The 17,596-nt window shown below is 65.3% G+C and carries 16 protein-coding genes and 2 tRNA genes; 14 read left to right on the top strand and 4 right to left on the bottom strand.

Annotation, left to right across the window (positions count from 1 at the left end; translation table 11 throughout):
- The first annotated feature begins 106 nt into the window (after window positions 1–106).
- From folP to HHA01_RS10550, 14 genes are all read left to right on the top strand, one after another.
- Entirely contained in the window at window positions 107–970 is an 864-nt protein-coding gene (gene folP, locus HHA01_RS10615) for a dihydropteroate synthase (RefSeq protein ID WP_438825522.1), read from the top strand.
- Window positions 963–2,312, top strand: coding sequence for a phosphoglucosamine mutase (gene glmM, locus HHA01_RS10610; protein ID WP_141320497.1), 1,350 nt, complete (start codon window positions 963–965; stop codon window positions 2,310–2,312). Before folP ends, glmM begins: the two co-directional genes overlap by 8 nt.
- Window positions 2,313–2,359: 47 nt before the next feature.
- A complete protein-coding gene (gene tpiA / locus HHA01_RS10605; RefSeq protein ID WP_141320495.1) occupies window positions 2,360–3,109 on the top strand; it encodes a triose-phosphate isomerase in 750 nt (249 codons plus the stop codon).
- 4 nt (window positions 3,110–3,113) lie between these two features.
- Window positions 3,114–3,476 (top strand): preprotein translocase subunit SecG, encoded by a 363-nt coding sequence (gene secG, locus HHA01_RS10600; protein ID WP_141320493.1) that lies wholly within the window; start codon window positions 3,114–3,116, stop codon window positions 3,474–3,476.
- 26 nt (window positions 3,477–3,502) lie between these two features.
- Window positions 3,503–3,589, top strand: a tRNA-Leu gene (locus tag HHA01_RS10595).
- Window positions 3,590–3,714: 125 nt separating this feature from the next.
- Window positions 3,715–3,791, top strand: a tRNA-Met gene (locus tag HHA01_RS10590).
- 222 nt (window positions 3,792–4,013) lie between these two features.
- Window positions 4,014–4,475, top strand: coding sequence for a ribosome maturation factor RimP (gene rimP, locus HHA01_RS10585; RefSeq protein WP_141320491.1), 462 nt, complete (start codon window positions 4,014–4,016; stop codon window positions 4,473–4,475).
- A 40-nt stretch (window positions 4,476–4,515) separates the two neighbouring features.
- The gene (nusA, locus tag HHA01_RS10580) at window positions 4,516–6,009 is read left to right on the top strand and encodes a transcription termination factor NusA (protein WP_141320489.1); all 1,494 of its coding nucleotides are present in this window, start codon (window positions 4,516–4,518) and stop codon (window positions 6,007–6,009) included.
- Window positions 6,010–6,037: 28 nt separating this feature from the next.
- Window positions 6,038–8,590: a translation initiation factor IF-2 gene (infB, locus tag HHA01_RS10575; RefSeq protein ID WP_141320487.1), complete on the top strand. Its 2,553-nt coding sequence runs from the start codon at window positions 6,038–6,040 to the stop codon at window positions 8,588–8,590.
- Between the two features lie 18 nt (window positions 8,591–8,608).
- Window positions 8,609–8,998 (top strand): 30S ribosome-binding factor RbfA, encoded by a 390-nt coding sequence (rbfA, locus tag HHA01_RS10570; protein WP_141320485.1) that lies wholly within the window; start codon window positions 8,609–8,611, stop codon window positions 8,996–8,998.
- Complete coding sequence (truB, locus tag HHA01_RS10565) at window positions 8,998–9,924, top strand: tRNA pseudouridine(55) synthase TruB (protein WP_141320483.1); 927 nt, start codon at window positions 8,998–9,000, stop codon at window positions 9,922–9,924. The genes rbfA and truB overlap by 1 nt, the downstream gene beginning before the upstream one ends.
- An 89-nt stretch (window positions 9,925–10,013) precedes the next feature.
- Complete coding sequence (rpsO, locus tag HHA01_RS10560) at window positions 10,014–10,283, top strand: 30S ribosomal protein S15 (RefSeq protein WP_141320481.1); 270 nt, start codon at window positions 10,014–10,016, stop codon at window positions 10,281–10,283.
- Between the two features lie 336 nt (window positions 10,284–10,619).
- Entirely contained in the window at window positions 10,620–12,758 is a 2,139-nt protein-coding gene (gene pnp / locus HHA01_RS10555; protein WP_174787731.1) for a polyribonucleotide nucleotidyltransferase, read from the top strand.
- Window positions 12,759–12,838: 80 nt separating this feature from the next.
- Window positions 12,839–14,041: an MFS transporter gene (locus tag HHA01_RS10550; protein WP_141320477.1), complete on the top strand. Its 1,203-nt coding sequence runs from the start codon at window positions 12,839–12,841 to the stop codon at window positions 14,039–14,041.
- An 81-nt stretch (window positions 14,042–14,122) separates the two neighbouring features.
- Here HHA01_RS10550 and HHA01_RS10545 read toward each other — a convergent pair whose 3' ends face one another.
- The 4 genes from HHA01_RS10545 to panB all read right to left on the bottom strand — a co-directional run bounded on the left by HHA01_RS10545 (window position 14,123) and on the right by panB (window position 17,515).
- Window positions 14,123–15,298 carry an acetyl-CoA C-acetyltransferase gene (locus HHA01_RS10545; protein WP_141320475.1) on the bottom strand — a complete coding sequence of 392 codons (1,176 nt, stop codon included), beginning with the start codon at window positions 15,296–15,298 and terminating at the stop codon, window positions 14,123–14,125.
- Window positions 15,299–15,438: 140 nt separating this feature from the next.
- Entirely contained in the window at window positions 15,439–15,819 is a 381-nt protein-coding gene (gene panD, locus HHA01_RS10540; protein WP_141320473.1) for an aspartate 1-decarboxylase, read from the bottom strand.
- 41 nt (window positions 15,820–15,860) lie between these two features.
- Entirely contained in the window at window positions 15,861–16,724 is an 864-nt protein-coding gene (gene panC, locus HHA01_RS10535) for a pantoate--beta-alanine ligase (RefSeq protein ID WP_141320471.1), read from the bottom strand.
- Complete coding sequence (panB, locus tag HHA01_RS10530; protein ID WP_141320469.1) at window positions 16,724–17,515, bottom strand: 3-methyl-2-oxobutanoate hydroxymethyltransferase; 792 nt, start codon at window positions 17,513–17,515, stop codon at window positions 16,724–16,726. Before panB ends, panC begins: the two co-directional genes overlap by 1 nt.
- Between the last annotated feature and the right edge of the window lie 81 nt (window positions 17,516–17,596).

The raw sequence follows: 17,596 nt of genomic DNA, 5'->3' as shown, positions 1-17,596 counted from the left end.
GCTGCCCAGTCACCAGGATCGTCAGGCGCCCTGCGGGGCGCCTTTTGTGTAGCGCCCGGCCAGCATGATGCCGGGCTCGGTCGTTCGCTGCTTTTCCGGGAAGATGATGTACACCAGACCTGCCTCCACCCTGCAATGCGGTCGCCACCGCCTGGATCTCTCCTTTCCCCATGTCATGGGGGTGCTCAATGTGACGCCGGACTCCTTCTCGGATGGGGGGCATCATGTGGCCCTGGATGATGCCCGTCAGCGGGCCGAGAAGATGCTCGGCGAGGGGGCCTCGATCATCGACGTGGGCGGCGAATCGACACGTCCCGGCGCGGCCGCCGTGCCCGTGCAGCAGGAACTGGATCGGGTCATGCCGGTGGTCGAGGCCCTGGTGCGCGACCTGGATGCGCTGGTCTCGGTGGATACCAGCACACCGGAGGTCATGCATGAAGTGGCCAATGCCGGGGCCGGCATGCTCAACGACGTGCGCAACCTGCGGCGCGAGGGCGCCATGCGGGCCGCTGCCACTACCGGGCTGCCGGTATGCCTGATGCACATGCTGGGCGAGCCGGGGGACATGCAGAAGGATCCGCACTATGACCGGCCCGTCGAGGAAGCCGTGGCCGAGTTCCTCGAGGCGAGGGTGGCCGCCTGTGAGGCAGCGGGGCTGCGGCGTGAGCGGTTGCTGATCGATCCCGGCTTTGGGTTCGCCAAGACGGTGGAGCATAATCTACGTCTGTTGAAGTACATGGAGCGCCTGACCGCACTCGAGTTGCCGATCCTGGTCGGCATGTCGCGCAAGAGCATGATCGGCAAAGTGCTGGAGCGGCCGGTGGAAGAGCGTCTTGCGGGTGGCCTGGTCCTGTCCGCCATGGCTGTCGAGCGTGGGGCGCGCATCCTGCGCGTTCATGATGTGGGGCCCCACGTGGACGCGGTGAACATGGCCTGGGCCGTACTCAAGGAAGGTTGCGACAATGACTAGACGTTACTTTGGCACGGATGGCATTCGCGGGACGGTCGGGGAACCTCCCATCACTGCTGACTTCATGCTCAAGCTGGGTTGGGCGACCGGCCAGGTGCTGAGGCGTGAACTCGGCCAGGCCAGGGTGCTGATCGGCAAGGACACCCGTATCTCGGGCTACATGTTCGAGTCGGCGCTGGAGGCCGGGCTGTCGGCGGCGGGCGTCGATGTGGCCCTGCTCGGCCCGATGCCGACGCCGGGCATCGCCTACCTGACGCGCACCTTCCGCGCCGATGCCGGGATCGTCATTTCGGCGTCGCATAATGCCTTTGCCGACAACGGCATCAAGTTCTTTTCCGCCGAGGGGGTCAAGCTGGACGATGCCGTCGAGGAGCGCATCGAGGCGATGCTCGACCAGCCGCTGACCACGGTGGCGCCGGATGCCCTGGGCAAGGCGCGTCGCGTGGATGATGCGGCCGGTCGCTACATCGAGTTCTGCAAGTCCACCGTGCCCAACCGTGTTCATCTGCACGGCCTGCACATGGTGGTCGATTGCGCCCATGGGGCCACCTACCACATCGCGCCCAATGTGTTCCGCGAGCTGGGCGCCGAGGTCAGCCTGATCGGCGCCAATCCGGATGGCCTGAACATCAACCATGACGTGGGCTCCACCCAGCCGGCGGCGCTGCGTGCCGCGGTCATCCGCGAGGGCGCGGACCTGGGCGTGGCCTTCGACGGCGACGGTGATCGGGTGCTGCTGGTGGATGCCGATGGCCGCGAGGTCGATGGCGACGACATCCTCTACATGATTGCCCGTGATCGCCACGCCAGGGGCGAACTGGTCGGTGGCGTGGTCGGCACCCTGATGAGCAACTTCGGCCTGGCGGCCGCCCTGGAACAGATGGGCGTGCCCTTCGAGCGCGCCAAGGTCGGCGATCGCTATGTGATCGAGCGCATGGCCGCCAATGACTGGCAGCTGGGCGGCGAATCCTCGGGCCATATCGTCTGTGGTCATGTGCAGACCACCGGCGACGGCATCGTCTCGGCCCTCCAGGTACTGTCGATCATGGCGCGCGAGGGCAAGCCTCTGGGGCAACTGCTGTCCGGGCTGGAGAAAGCGCCACAGGCGCTGGTCAACGTGCGCTTGCCGGCCGGTGCCGATGCCAAGGCGCTGATGGATGAGCCGGCCTTGAAGGACGCCGTCGCGGCCCTGGAAGCCGAGCTCGGCGACCAGGGGCGTGTCCTGCTGCGGCCGTCGGGCACCGAGCCGTTGATCCGCGTCATGGTGGAGGGCCGCCCGCACCTGGATGTCCAGGGCCTGGCGCGCCGTCTTGCCGATGATGTCGAGCACATGTTGTCTTGACAAAGCCGCTCCTATACCATTTCGGCCCACCTTGAAGAGGAAGTCTCATGCCTACGCCGCTGATTGCCGGCAACTGGAAGATGAACGGTTCCCGTAGCCTGGTCGAGTCATTCGGTCAGGCACTCGGTGATGCTGCATTGCCGTCGCAGCTGGATGTCGCCCTGATGGTGCCATTCCCTTATCTGGACGCCGCGGCCCGTGCCCTATCGGGCAGCCGCGCGACACTGGGCGCGCAGACCCTCAGTGACCAGGCCTCGGGGGCCTACACCGGTGAAGTCAGCGGCGAGATGCTGCGCGAGCTGGGGGCGAGCCTGGTGCTCGTCGGCCACTCCGAGCGGCGTACCCTGTTCAACGAGGACGACGCCGCCGTGCTGGTACGCGTACAACGCGCCCTGGACGTCGGCCTGCGGCCGATCCTGTGCCTCGGTGAGACCCTCGCCGAGCGTGATGCCGAGCGTAGCGAGGCAGTGGTGCTCGGTCAGCTGGATGCGGTATTGAACGGCCTGGAGCCGGACCAGCGTCAGCAGCTGGTGATCGCCTATGAGCCGGTATGGGCCATCGGCACCGGGCGTACTGCTTCTCCGGAACAGGCGCAGGCGATGCACGCCGCGATCCGCCGTCGCCTGGCGAGTCATGCCGAAGCGCTCGCCGCTGCCACGCCGCTGCTGTACGGCGGCAGCATGAAGGCCGACAACGCCGCCGAACTCCTGGCTCAGCCGGATATCGATGGTGGCCTGATCGGTGGCGCTTCTCTCAAGATCGACGATTTCCTAGCCATTTGTCAGTCAGCAGGTTGAATCCATGCAAGTTGCTCTTCTCATGATCCACGTGGCGATTGCCATCGCCCTGGTTGCCCTGATCCTGCTGCAGCAGGGTAAGGGTGCCGATGCCGGCGCCTCCTTCGGTGGCGGTTCTTCCCAGACCGTGTTCGGTTCGAGCGGCAGCGGCAACTTCCTGTCACGCGCGACCGCCCTGCTGGCGGCCGCGTTCTTCGCGACCTCCCTGGCCCTGGCGTATTTTGCGTCCCAGGCCGGCGAGGCGCCGGTCGAGACAGGTATTCCCGATGCCGAAGTGATCGAGCAGCAAAAAACCTCCCCGACCCTTGACGAAGAGGGCAGTGGCGAGGATAATGCAGCGCCAGTACTGGAGGAGGGCGGAAGCTGATCCGTGCCTTCCGGTCGTCCCCTGATGCCGAAGTGGTGGAATTGGTAGACACGCTATCTTGAGGGGGTAGTGGCCTTACGGTCGTGCGGGTTCAAGTCCCGCCTTCGGCACCATCTGAAACCGACTCCGCAGGGCAGTGAGCATGCGAGTGTCGGCCTCAGTAGCAGGATTGGCAGAACGGTAGCGTTGTAGCTTGACGCCGGCAGGCATCGGGCATACAATCACCGACCTAGATTGATGCGGGGTGGAGCAGTCTGGTAGCTCGTCGGGCTCATAACCCGAAGGTCATCGGTTCAAATCCGGTCCCCGCTACCATCTTCCTGGCAGGCATGCAGTTCCTTGAGGGGCATGCCGATGATGCCGAAGTGGTATACAGGTTTCTTGTAAAAGCCCCTTCCTGTGAAGGGGCTTTTTGTTAGCGGCCAGCTCGACGACACAGCGCGATCGGCTGACCCGGGATAACGCCAATCAGCCACCTGACTTTCCTGTTGACTCCTGGCCAGGTGCCTGATGCAACGGCTGTAGGAGCTTTCTTCCATGGCAACCAAGGATACTGCGCTGAAGGCGCTGATCGAGCCGATCGTCACGGCCATGGGCTTTGAGCTGTGGGGCATCGATTATCTGTCCCAGGGCAAGCACTCCCGGCTGGTGGTCTACATCGACCATGAGAACGGGGTCGGGGTGGATGATTGTGCCGATATCAGTCGCCAGGTCAGTGCGGTGCTGGATGTCGAGGATCCGATCGCCGGCGAGTATCGACTCGAGGTGTCATCCCCTGGGGTGGATCGGCCGCTGTTTACCCTCGAGCAATTCGAGCGCTATGCGGGTCACAGCGTGACCGTGAAACTGCGCACGGCCTTCGATGGGCGTCGCAAGTTCAAGGGAGTGCTGGCCGGCATTGAAGGTGACGAGGTGCTGTTGCAGCTCGACGGCGAGGAATATTGCTTTCCCATCGAGAGCATTGACCAGGCACGCATCGAACCGCAGTTCGAGTCGTGATGGTGGTGCACAAGGACGGGTTTTCTGGCGAGGCTAAGTCATGAGTAAAGAGATTCTGGCGGTCGTCGACGCGATCTCCAATGAGAAGGGGGTCCCCCGCGACGTGATCTTCGAGGCGGTCGAGTCCGCCTTGGCCAGTGCCTCGCGCAAGCGCTTCGAGGATGAAGAAGCTAGCGTGCGCGTGCACATCGATCGTCGTACCGGGGACTATGAAACCTTCCGTCGTTGGGAGGTGGTCGAGGACGACGACTTCGACGGGCCGGATGCCCAGATCAAGCTCACCTATGCCGAACGGCGCGATCCGCCGCTGGGTCTGGGTGATGTAGTCGAGGAGCGGATCGAGAACGCCACCTTCGGCCGGATCGCCGCTCAGACCGCCAAGCAGGTCATCGTGCAGAAGGTCCGTGAAGCCGAGCGTGCCGAGGTCGTCAGCCTCTACGCCGAACGCGAGGGCGAGCTGGTCGCGGGCATTGTCAAGAAGACGACACGCGACGGCCTGATCATTGACCTGGGCGACAATGCCGAGGCGTTCCTGCCGCGTAGCGAGATGATCGCCGGCGAGCGCTATCGCATGAACGAACGTGTGCGGGCCCTGCTGACCAAGGTCGATCCCGAGGCGCGTGGCGCTCAATTGATCCTGTCGCGCATCGCACCGCAACTGATCATCGAGCTGTTCAAGATCGAGGTTCCCGAGATCGCCGAGCAGCTGATCGAGATCAAGGGCGCGGCCCGCGATCCGGGTTCGCGCGCCAAAATCGCGGTCAAGACCAATGATCGCCGCATCGATCCGGTGGGTGCCTGTGTCGGCATGCGCGGCTCGCGCGTTCAGGCGGTCTCCACCGAGCTGCAGAACGAGCGCGTGGACATCGTACTGTGGGACGACAACCCGGCACAGCTGGTTATCAATGCCATGGCGCCGGCGGATGTGGCGTCCATTCTGGTCGACGAGGACGCCCATGCCATGGACGTCGCGGTCGGCGAGGACAATCTGGCCCAGGCCATCGGTCGCAGCGGCCAGAACGTCCGCCTGGCAACCGAGCTTACCGGCTGGCGCATCAACGTCATGACCGAGGCGGAAGCCGAGAGCAAACGTGATCAGGAGGTCGATAGCCTGGTCGAGTACTTCATTCAACACCTGAACGTCGACGATGACGTGGCGCGTCTACTGGTCGAGGAAGGCTTCACGTCACTGGAAGAAGTCGCCTACGTCCCGGTGGAAGAAATGCTGGAAATCGAAGAGCTGGACGAAGAGCTCATCGAGGAGCTGCGCGCGCGTGCCAAGGACGAATTGTTGAACCTGGCCATCGCTTCCGAGGAAGAACTCGATGGCGCCCAGCCGGCCGACGACCTGCTGGCGATGGACGGCATGGAGCGCCACCTGGCCTTCATCCTGGCCAGTCGGGGTATCGTCACCATGGAGGATCTCGCCGAGCAGTCTGTCGATGATCTGACCGATATCGAGGAACTGGACGACGAGCGCGCTGCATCACTGATCATGACCGCCCGCGCGCCATGGTTCGAGAGCGAACAGTAATACGGGTCACGGGCTGAGGAGGGTCGTAATGTCAGAAATGACCGTTAAGGATTTTGCAGCAAAGGTGGGGCGCGATGTGTCCCGCCTGCTGGAGCAGATGAAAGAAGCCGGACTCGAGCACAAGTCCGAGGGCGACGTTGTGTCCGAGGAGGACAAGCGACAGCTGCTCGATTACCTCACCAAGAGCCACGGGGGCAGTGGCTCGGCGGGAGAGAAAAACCGCGTCACCCTCACCCGCAAGACCCGCAGCCGTATCAATACCGGTGAGCGTGGCAAGAGCATCGAGGTGCAGGTCCGCAAGAAGCGTACCTACGTGAAGCGCGACGAAGAGCCGGCCGAAGAGCCCCAGCAGGAGGAAAGCGGTCCTCGTCAGCTGGTGGGGGACATGGCCTCGGCCGAGGCCAAGCGTGAAGCCGAGGCGGCCGAGGAAGCCAAGCGTCGTGCCGAGGAAGAAGAGGCGCGCCAGGCAGCCGAGCAGGCCGAAGCCGAGAAGGCGGCCGCCGAGCAATCCGCCGCCGAAGAGGCCGCGCCGGCCAAGGCCGAGCCCGAGCCCGAGATTCCGGTGCCCGAGCTGGAGACCCCGGCCCCCGAGGAAGCCCCGGCACCGCCCAAGGAAGGCCGCACCGAGGGTCGCCGCGCGGCCGTCAAGAAGGCCAGTGGCAAGCCCGGCAAGAAGGGGCACAGCGGCAACGAGCGCGAGGATGACCGCAACGACCGCGAAGAGCGGCGGCGTGGTGGTCGCAAGGCCAAGCGCGCCGAGCGTCGTGGCAGCCGCCGTGGTGGCCAGGGCGGTGGCAAGCACGGCTTCCAGAAGCCGACGCAGCCGATCGTCCGCGAAGTCTCGATCCCCGAGTCCATCAGCGTTGCCGACCTGGCCGACAAGATGTCGATCAAGGCCAACGAGGTCATCAAGGCCATGTTCACCATGGGCGCGGCGGTGACCATCAACCAGACCATCGACCAGGACACCGCGGCCATCGTGGTCGAGGAAATGGGCCACAAGCCCAAGCTGGTCAAGGATGATGCGCTGGAGACGGAAGTCCTCGAAGGCATTTCCTACGAGGGCGAGGAAATCATGCGTTCGCCGGTCGTCACGGTCATGGGCCACGTCGACCACGGCAAGACCTCGCTGCTCGACTACATCCGCCGTGCCAAGGTGGCCACCGGCGAAGCCGGCGGCATCACCCAGCACATTGGTGCCTACCACGTCGAAGACGATCACGGCGGCGTGACCTTCCTGGATACGCCGGGCCACGCGGCCTTTACCGCCATGCGGGCACGCGGCGCCAAGGCCACCGACGTGGTGGTGCTGGTCGTGGCGGCCGATGACGGTGTCATGCCGCAGACCATCGAAGCCGTCGAGCACTCCAAGGCGGCCGAAGTCCCGATGGTCGTGGCCGTCAACAAGATCGACAAGGAAAATGCCGATCCGGACCGCGTCAAGAGTGAGCTGTCGCAGCACGGCGTGATCTCCGAAGAGTGGGGCGGTGATACGCAGTTCGTGCATGTCTCCGCACAGAGCGGGGAAGGCATCGAGAACCTGCTGGAGTCGATTCAGCTGGTATCCGAAGTGCTCGAGCTCAAGGCCGTGCCCGAAGCGCCCGGCAAGGGTGTGGTGGTCGAATCGCGTCTCGACAAGGGTCGTGGTCCGGTGGCCACCGTACTGGTCCAGAACGGTACCCTGAAGCGTGGCGATATCGTGCTCGCCGGCCTGCACTATGGCCGCGTGCGCGCCCTGACCAACGAACTCGGCAAGCAGGTCGAGGAAGTGGGGCCCGCCATGCCGGTGGAGATCCAGGGTCTGGATGGCACGCCGGAAGCCGGTGATGACTTCATGGTCCTCGACGACGAGAAGAAGGCCCGTGAAGTGGCCAACTTCCGCCAGGGCAAGTACCGCGAGGTGCGTCTGGCCCGGCAGCAGAAGGCCAAGCTGGAGAACATGTTCAGCCAGATGGGTCAGGAAGAGGCGGCCAAGGTCAACATCGTCCTCAAGGCCGATGTGCAGGGCTCGCTGGAAGCCATCAAGGGCGCCCTCGAGGAACTCTCCACCGACGAGGTGAAGGTTGCCGTGGTGTCGTCCGGGGTTGGCGGTATCACCGGTACCGATGCCAACCTGGCGCTGGCCTCCGAGGCCATCGTGGTCGGCTTCAATGTGCGTGCCGATGCGGCCGCCCGCGAGATCATCGAACGTGAAGGCCTGGAGCTGCGCTACTACAGCGTCATCTACCACCTGATCGACGAGGTCAAGCAGGCCATGAGCGGCATGCTCGAGCCGGACTGGAAAGAGCAGATCGTCGGTGTGGCCGAGGTTCGTGATGTCTTCCGTGCGCCCAAGATCGGCCAGGTGGCCGGGTGCATGGTGCTCGAAGGCAACGTCCATCGTCAGAAGAAGATCCGCGTGCTGCGCGAGAACGTGGTCATCTACGAGGGCGAGCTGGAATCCCTGCGTCGCTACAAGGACGATGTCAACGAGGTGCGCAGCGGGGTCGAGTGCGGCATCGGCGTGAAGAACTACAACGATGTCCAGGTCGGCGACAAGATCGAGGTCTTCGATCAGGTCAAGGTCGAGCGGACACTGTGACCGCTCGAGGAGTCGATCATGCGTGAGTTCAAGCGTACCGACCGTGTGGCCGACCAGCTCCAGAAGGAGCTGGCGGTCCTGATCCAGCGCGAGGTCAAGGACCCGCGCCTGGGCATGGTGACCGTCAGTGGTGTCGAGGTCAGTCGCGACCTGGGCTACGCCGACGTTCACGTGACCCTGCTGGGCGAGAACGACGACGAGCGCGTGGCCGAGAATCTGAAGATTCTCAAGCGCGCTGCCGGCTTCCTGCGTGGTCAGATCGCGCGCCGCATCAAGCTGCGCCATGTGCCCGAGCTGCGCTTTCATTATGATGCCAGCCTGGAGCGTGGCCAGCGCCTTTCCTCGCTGATTGACGAGGCCGTCGCCGACGATCGCTCGCGTCATGATGACGAGGAAGGCGAACGCTGATGGCGCGCCGCCGTCGCGGCCGTCCGGTGGACGGCGTGCTGTTGCTGGACAAGCCCGAGGGGGTGTCCAGCAATCATGCCCTGCAGCGTGCCAGGCGCTTGTTCGATGCGCAGAAGGCCGGCCATACCGGCACTCTGGATCCCATGGCGACCGGTCTGCTGCCCGTCTGCTTCGGTGAGGCCACCAAGTTCTCGTCGCACCTGCTGGAGGCCGACAAGGTCTACCGGACCCGCGTCGAGCTCGGTGTGATCACCGATACCGGCGATGCCGACGGCGAGGTGCTGGAACGACGTGACCCGCCGACACTGGACGAGACCGCCATCAGCGCGGTCTTGACCGACTTCATCGGCGAGCTCGATCAGGTGCCGCCGATGCATTCGGCACTCAAGCATCAGGGGCGCAAGCTGTACGAGCTGGCTCGCGAGGGCAAGACAATCGAGCGTGCAGCGCGTCGCGTGAGCGTGTATGATGCGCGCCTCCTGTCTGTCGATGGCACGGCCTTCGAGATGGAGGCACGGGTCAGCAAGGGCACCTACATCCGCACCCTGGCCGAGGACATCGGTCAGGCGCTGGGATGCGGGGGCTACATCAGTGCGCTGCGGCGGCTCAAGACAGGGCCCTTCGTGGCGGACGACATGCTGGACCTGGCAAGCCTGGAACAGCGGGTCGAGGCGGCCTCACAGGATGCGGCGCTGCTGCCCGTCGATGTGCTGGTGGCCCATCTGCCGCGTCATGATCTGAGTGATGCCGGCGCCCGCCACCTGAGCTATGGCCAGGCGGCAAGAAGCGAGGCGGGTGAGCTGCCCGTCGACAGCTTGATCAGGCTTTACCATGACGAGGCCTTCCGGGGGCTCGGCGTGGTGACGGCGGCCGGGGATATAGCGCCCCGGCGTCTGCTGAGCTCCGCGGTCGCGGGCTCGGCGTGAGCCAGTCCGACACGGACTGGGCGTGGGGACTGCAAATATGCGTGGTCCCCGACATTCATCATTAGGCATATTGCTTACTGGAGAGACAGATGGCACTGACCGCAGAACAGAAAGCCGCGATCGTCAACGAACACGGCCGTGGTGAAAACGACACTGGTTCCCCCGAGGTTCAGGTGGCACTGCTGACCGCCAACATCGACGGTCTGCAGGGGCACTTCAAGACCAACAAGCAGGATCACCACTCGCGTCGTGGCCTGATCCGCATGGTCAACCAGCGTCGCAAGCTGCTGGACTATCTGAAGCGCAAGGATTTCGACCGGTATCAGGCGATTATCAAGCGTCTCGGCCTGCGCCGCTAAGAAAAGGGGCATTCGCTACTGCGCTCGAGATCCTGGCCGCCGGCGGTGCTCGGACTCCTCATGTAGTTTCACCTACACTGCGGGTCCTGCGCGCCGGCGGCGACCAGCCTCTCGTCGCTCGTCACGCGAATTCCTCCTTTTCTTCACTCAGGCCAGTTGAAACGGGCGGTCCTTCGGGGCCGCCCGTTTCGTCTGTCAGGGGGTGGCGTCCGGGGTAGTCGGGCTGGCGAGGCGGGGCGGGTGACAGAATCGGTGGCCCTCTCGGCCGTCAATCCCTAAAATGGTCGGCGAGTCAAAACGACCCGAACATGAATCGACAAGTTGAAGGAAGCCGCCGTGAATCCGGTCAAGAAAACATTCGAATACGGTCGCAGCACCGTCACCCTGGAAACCGGGCGTATCGCCCGCCAGGCCAATGGTGCCGTGATGGTCACCATGGACGACACCGTGGTGCTGTGCACCGTCGTGGCCAAGAAGGACGTCAATCCTTCCCAGCCGTTCTTCCCGCTCTCCGTCCATTATCAGGAAAAGACCTACGCGGTCGGCAAGATTCCCGGAGGCTTCTTCAAGCGCGAGGGGCGTCCCACCGAGAAGGAGACGCTGACTTCGCGGCTGATCGATCGGCCGATTCGTCCGCTGTTCCCGGATGGCTTCATGAACGAGGTCCAGGTCGTGTGCACGGTGCTTTCCACCGATCGCAACCATGACCCGGATATCGCCGCCATGATCGGTACCTCGGCGGCCCTGGCCATTTCCGGCGTGCCCTTCAATGGGCCGATCGGCGCGGCGCGGGTCGGCTTCAGCGAAGAGCAGGGCTACTTCCTCAACCCGACCGTCGAGGAGCTGACCAGCTCCGAGCTGAACATGGTGGTGGCCGGGACCGAGAAGGCCGTGCTGATGGTCGAGTCCGAGGCCAAGGAGCTGCTCGAGGACGAGATGCTGGGCGCCGTGCTGTTCGCCCACCAGGAAATGCAGGCGGTGGTCAAGGCCGTCAATGAGCTGGCCGCCGAGGCCGGCAAGCCGCGCTGGGAGTGGCAGGCACCGCAAGCCAACGTGTCCCTCGAGGAGGCCCTGAGCCGTGGCTTCGAGACACGCGTCGGCGAGGCCTACCGCGTCACCGACAAGATGCAGCGTCAGGACGCTCTGGCGGCACTCAAGGCCGAGGCCATCGAGCAGCTCGCCGGCGACCAGGACGGCCAGTTCGAGGCCGACGAGGTCAAGGGCGCCTTCGCCAGCCTCGAGAAGCGTGTCGTGCGCAGCCGGGTGGTCAAGGGCGAGCCGCGTATCGATGGCCGCGACCTGAGGACCGTACGCCCGCTGGACATCGAGGTCGGCGGCCTGCCCAAGACGCATGGCTCGGCCGTCTTCACCCGCGGCGAGACGCAGGCGGTGGTCGTGGCTACCCTGGGCACGCTGCGTGATGCCCAGCTGATCGAATCCCTGGAAGGTGAACGCAAGGATCGCTTCCTGCTGCACTATAACTTCCCGCCCTACTGTGTCGGCGAAGCCGGCTTCATGGGCGGGCCCAAGCGTCGCGAGATCGGCCATGGCCGTCTGGCCCGCCGCGGTGTGGAAGCCATGCTGCCGTCCGAGGACGACTTCCCCTACACCATCCGAGTGGTCTCGGAAATCACCGAATCCAACGGCTCGAGCTCCATGGCCTCGGTGTGCGGCTCCTCGCTGGCCCTGATGGATGCCGGCGTGCCCATGAAGGCTCCGGTGGCCGGCATCGCCATGGGCCTGGTCAAGGACGGGGATGACTTCGCCGTGCTGACCGATATCCTGGGGGACGAGGACCACCTCGGCGACATGGACTTCAAGGTGGCCGGCTCGGCCTCCGGCGTCACGGCCCTGCAGATGGACATCAAGATCGAGGGCATCAACGAGGAGATCATGGAGCAGGCGCTGCAGCAGGCCCATGAAGCGCGTCAGCATATCCTCGGCCAGATGAACGACGTGATCGGCACGAGCCGTGAGGAAGTCTCCGAGAACGCCCCCTCCATGGCGACCATCAAGATCGATCCGGAGAAGATCCGCGACGTCATCGGCAAGGGCGGCGCCATGATCCGCAAGATCTGCGATGACACCGGCGCCTCCATCGATCTCGACGACGACGGTACGGTACGCATCTATGCCGAGGAGAAGTCGGCGGCCAAGGCGGCGATCGATACCGTGCTGTCGATTACCGCCGTGCCCGAAATCGGCAAGCTGTATCGTGGCAAGGTCGTGCGTATCGCCGACTTCGGCGCCTTCGTCAACATCATTCCGGGGACCGATGGCCTGGTGCACATTTCCCAGATCGTGCCAGAGCGGGTCAATGATGTGCGCGATTTCCTGAACGAGGGCGACGAGCCCATCGTCAAGGTGCTCGACATCGACAACCGCAACCGGGTGAAGCTGACCATCAAGGAAATCACTCCGGAAGAGAAGGCGGCCTTCGAAGCCGAGGCAGCCGAGGAAGAATCGCAGCTGTAAGCTTCAAGCCGCACGCTTGAGGACGAGCCGCCCCTGCAGCCGAGCTGCGGGGGCGTCTTTGTGTGGAACCCGAGGAATTCATGACACAGGATACTGCAAGTCAGACGGCGGCCAGGGCCACCACCGAGAAACGTGACTGGCTGGGCGTGGGCGCCGTGATGGTGGGCATCTTCCTGCTGGTGACGGCCGAGCAGCTGCCCATCGGGCTGCTGTCCCAGGTCGCCGATTCGCTGGCAGTCACGCCGGGCATCGCCGGCCTGCTGATCACGGTGCCCGGCGTCGTGGCGGCCTTCTCGGCCCCCTTGTTGCCGGTTGCGGTCGGGCGCCTGAATCGGCGCTGGCTGCTCACCGGTTTGATGGCGCTGATGACGCTGGCCAGTCTGCTGGGGGCACTGGCGGATGATTTCATCACCCTGCTGGCGACCCGAGTGCTGGTCGGCATCTGCATCGGCGGCTTCTGGGCGATTGCCGGGGGGCTGGCCTCGCGCCTGGTTGCCCTGCCGCAGGTGCCGCGTGCCATGTCGATGATCTTCAGTGGGGTGGCCGGGGCCGCGGTGCTGGGTGTACCGGCGGGGACCTGGCTGGGCGAGCATACCGACTGGCGCATTGCCTTCGGCTCACTGGCGGGGCTGAGCCTGCTGGTGACTCTGGCGTTGTGGCAGTTGCTGCCCAGCCTGCCGGCACGCGAGCCGGTGCGTCTGTCGAATCTGGCCGATCAGTTTGCCAGTCGCGGCGTGCGGGTCGGCGTCGCGGTCACGACGCTGATCGTGATCGGTCATTTCTCCGCCTACACCTTCATCAGCCCGATTCTGCAGGACATCGCCGGTATTCCGCTAGCCAGCATCAGTGCCCTGCTGCTGTGTTACGGCGCGGCGGGGTTGCTGGGCAACTTCTTTGCCGGCAGTGCCGCCGGGCGTCGGCCCTATGCCACGGTGCTGGCCATTCCGCTGTTGCTGGCCACGGCGACGCTGGCGTTTCCCCTGCTGGGGCATCAGCCGCCGCTGGCGATCGGTTTGCTGATGCTGTGGGGCGCGGTGTTCGGCAGCATCTCGGTCAGCCTGCAGACCTGGATTCTCAAGAGCGCCCGGAACTCCGAGGCCGCCACCGCCCTGATGGCCTTCGTGTTCAACCTGTCGATCGGCATCGGCGCCATGGCCGGGGGGCAGGTGGTCGATGCCACCGGCCTGAGCGGTGTGCTGTTGTGCTCGGGCGCATTGTTCGTCGTGGCGGCGGTACTGGTGGCAGGCACGCCATCGCGGGTGGTCGGGCCCAGCCGCGATTGACGGCAATGCAACGACAAGGCCCCCGTCAAACGGGGGCCTGTCGAGGGTGACGATGGGTTGGATAGGGCGGTCAGCGAGCCATCAGCGCTCGATGGCCAGTGCCACGCCCTGCCCCCCGCCGATGCACAGCGTCGCCAGTCCCTTGTGCGCGTCGCGGGCGATCATCTCGTGCACCAGAGTGACCAGAATCCGGCAGCCGGAGGCGCCGATCGGGTGGCCCAGGGCAATGGCGCCGCCGTTGACGTTGACCTTGTCGGTGTCCCAGCCGAGCTCCTTGTTGACCGAGAGCGCCTGGGCGGCGAAGGCTTCATTGGCCTCGATCAGATCAAGCTCAGCGAGGCTCCAGCCGGCCTTGTCCAGGCAGCGGCGGGTGGCCGGGGCCGGGCCGATGCCCATGATGGACGGGTCGACGCCGGCATTGGAGTAGGCCTTGATGCGGGCCAGTGGCTCCAGGCCCAGGGCCTCGGCCTTTTCCGCGGAGCACAGCATGACCACGGCGGCGCCGTCATTGAGCGCCGAGGCATTGCCGGCCGTGACGCTGCCATCCTTCTTGAAGGCCGGGCGCATGCTGCCCAGCTTTTCGGCGGTCACCTCGCGAGGATTCTCGTCGGTGTCGAAGTGGACCGGGTCACCCTTGCGCTGCGGGATGTCGATGCCAGCGATCTGGCCCTTGAAGCGGCCTTCGCGGATGGCGGCGGCGGCCTTCTGCTGGGAGGCGGCGGCGAACTCGTCCATGGCCTCGCGGGTGATGCTGTACTTTTCCGCCAGATTCTCGGCGGTGATGCCCATGTGGTAGTTGTTGAAGGCGTCCCACAGGCCGTCGTGAACCATGGAATCGATGGCCTTCCAGTCCCCCATGCGCTGGCCGGTGCGCGAGTTGGGCAGCACATGGGGGGAGAGCGACATGTTCTCCTGGCCGCCGGCCAGGATCAGCTCGGCATCGCCGCAGCGGATGGCCTGGGTGGCCAGGTGCAGGGCCTTGAGCCCGGAGCCGCAGACCTTGTTGATGGTCATGGCGGGCACCGCCTCGGGCAGGCCGGCCTGAATGGCCGCCTGACGAGCCGGGTTCTGGCCGGTCCCGGCGGTCAGCACCTGGCCGAGCAGCACCTCGTCGACCTGGTCGCCGGCAACACCGGTGCCACCAAGGATATCCTTGATGACATGGGCACCGAGTTCACTGGCGGGAATGCCGGCAAGAGAGCCGCCGAAGGCGCCGACAGCGGTACGGCGTGCAGCAACGATCACCACTTCTGACATGGTCAAGACTCCTGAAATGAGCGGACGTACGCCTTTCCAGCATAGGCGACCATTGTGCGCTGCGACAATGCCCGGTGCGCCGAAAGCCCCCTGAACTTATGTCGCATGGCGGCTGACGGCGGCATCATGCCGTGCCCGACTCAGGCCAGCTGGACGGGAATCGCGTTGCTGGTGTGGCTGACCGCGTTGCCATCCTGCAGGTAGACCAGGGCCGGCTGATGGGCGTCCAGCTCGGCATCGGTGTACATGGCGTAGCTGCAGATGATGACCCGCTGGTCGGCACTGGCCAGATGGGCGGCGGCGCCGTTGACCGAGATGATGCCGGAGCCTTCCTCGGCGCGGATGGCATAGGTGGTGAAGCGCTGGCCGTTCTCGACGTTGTAGATCTGGATCTGTTCGTTGTCGCGGATGCCTGCCATGTCGAGCAGCTCGCCATCGATGGCGCAGGAACCTTCATAGTTGAGAACGGCGTGGGTCACGCGGGCCATGTGCAGCTTGGCCTTGAGCATATGGGTGAGCATCGCGGGCTCCTTTTTAGGGGTGAGTCAGGGCATGAGGGTGGTCAGGGCGGTGAAGCGGCCGAGGGCAGCCTCAGGGTCAGGTTGTCGATCAGTCGGGTGCTGCCGAGCCAGGCCGCGGCGAGCAGCACGGCGTCGCCTGTCGAGGCATCGGGCTCGCTCAGGTCGGCGGCGCGCAGCTCCAGGTAGTCGGGCTCGAAGCCGGCCGCGCGCAGGCGCTGCCGGCCCTGGTCGAGGGTCGGCGCGATGGCGGCGCCGTTTTCCAGGGCATCGCGCAGCTCGCCCAGCGTCTGTTGCAGCCGGGCCGCCGTGCGGCGCTGGTCGGCATTCAGGTAGCCGTTGCGTGACGACAGCGCCAGGCCATCCGCGTCGCGCACGATGGGCACGCCGATGATCTCGATGGGCAGGTGCAGGTCGTCGACCAGGCGGCGAATCACCGCCAGCTGCTGATAGTCCTTCTCGCCGAAGCAGGCCAGATCGGGCTGCACCAGATGGAACAGCATGGTGACCACGGTGGCCACACCATCGAAATGGCCGGGACGCGAGCCGCCGCACAAGCCCTGCGAGACATCGGGCACGCTGACCCGGGTCTGGGCTGCCCCGCCGCGCGGATAGAGGGTGGCCTCGTCGGGCGCGAACACCAGGTCGCAGCCGGCCTCGGCGAGCTGGCGGCGGTCGGCCTCGAAGGTTCGCGGGTAGGCATCCAGATCCTCGCCCGGTCCGAACTGGGTCGGGTTGACGAAGATGCTGGCCACCACGATGTCGGCGCGCCGCCGCGCCTCGGCGACCAGGGCCAGATGGCCGTCATGCAGATTACCCATGGTGGGCACCAGGCCGATGCTGCGGCCGGCACGACGGTGCGCGTCGAGCGTGTCTCGCAAGGCGCGGATCTGCTGCAGGCATTGCATCAGAAGCAGTGCTCCTCGGCGGGAAATTGACGTGTCTTGACGGCGTCATGGTAGCGCTTGAAGGCGTCCTGGATGTCGTCGGCCTCGGCCATGAAGTTCTTGACGAAGCGTGGGCCGCGCCCCGCTGTCACGCCCAGCACATCGTGCATGACGAGGATCTGGCCATCGGTGTCCGGGCCGGCGCCGATACCGATCACCGGCACCTCGAGCGCCTCGCTGACGGCACGCCCCAGGCTGGCCGGCACGCATTCGAGGAGGATCACCGAGGCGCCGGCCGCGACCAGGGCGCGGGCCTCCTCGAGGATGCGCGAGGCCTCCTCGCTGTCCCGGCCCTGCACCTTGTAGCCGCCCAGCTGGTGAACGGCCTGGGGCGTCAGGCCCAGGTGGGCGCAGACCGGCACACCGCGGCGCACCAGCTCACGCACGCCCTCGGCCATCCAGGCTTCGCCTTCGACCTTGATCATCTCGGCGCCGGCGCGCATCAGTTCGCCGGCATCCTCGAGCAGGCGCTGGGTGGAGGCATTGCTCATGAAGGGCAGGTCGGCCATCAGCAGGCTTCTGCCCTTGTGTCGCGCCACACAGCCGGTGTGGTAGGCAATGTCCGCCAGGGTGACCGGCAGGGTGCTGGCATGGCCCTGCAGCACCATGCCCAGGGAGTCGCCCACCAGCAGCACTTCGATGCCGGCGGCATCGGCAGCGTGCGCGAAGGTGGCGTCATAGGCGGTCAGGCAGCTGAAGGCTTCACCGGCGCGCTTGTTGGCCTGCAGCGTGCTCAGGGTGATGGGTTTCATGGCGTGCTCTCGTTATGTCGTCGACCGGTCGGCGATGGGCCGCGGCCCTCGGGTAACATGAGATTGTTACTCGAATTCGTC

The sequence above is a fragment of the Halomonas halmophila genome (assembly GCF_006540005.1).
GTDB lineage: Bacteria > Pseudomonadota > Gammaproteobacteria > Pseudomonadales > Halomonadaceae > Halomonas > Halomonas halmophila.
This window is presented reverse-complemented; position numbering and strand designations above follow the sequence as displayed.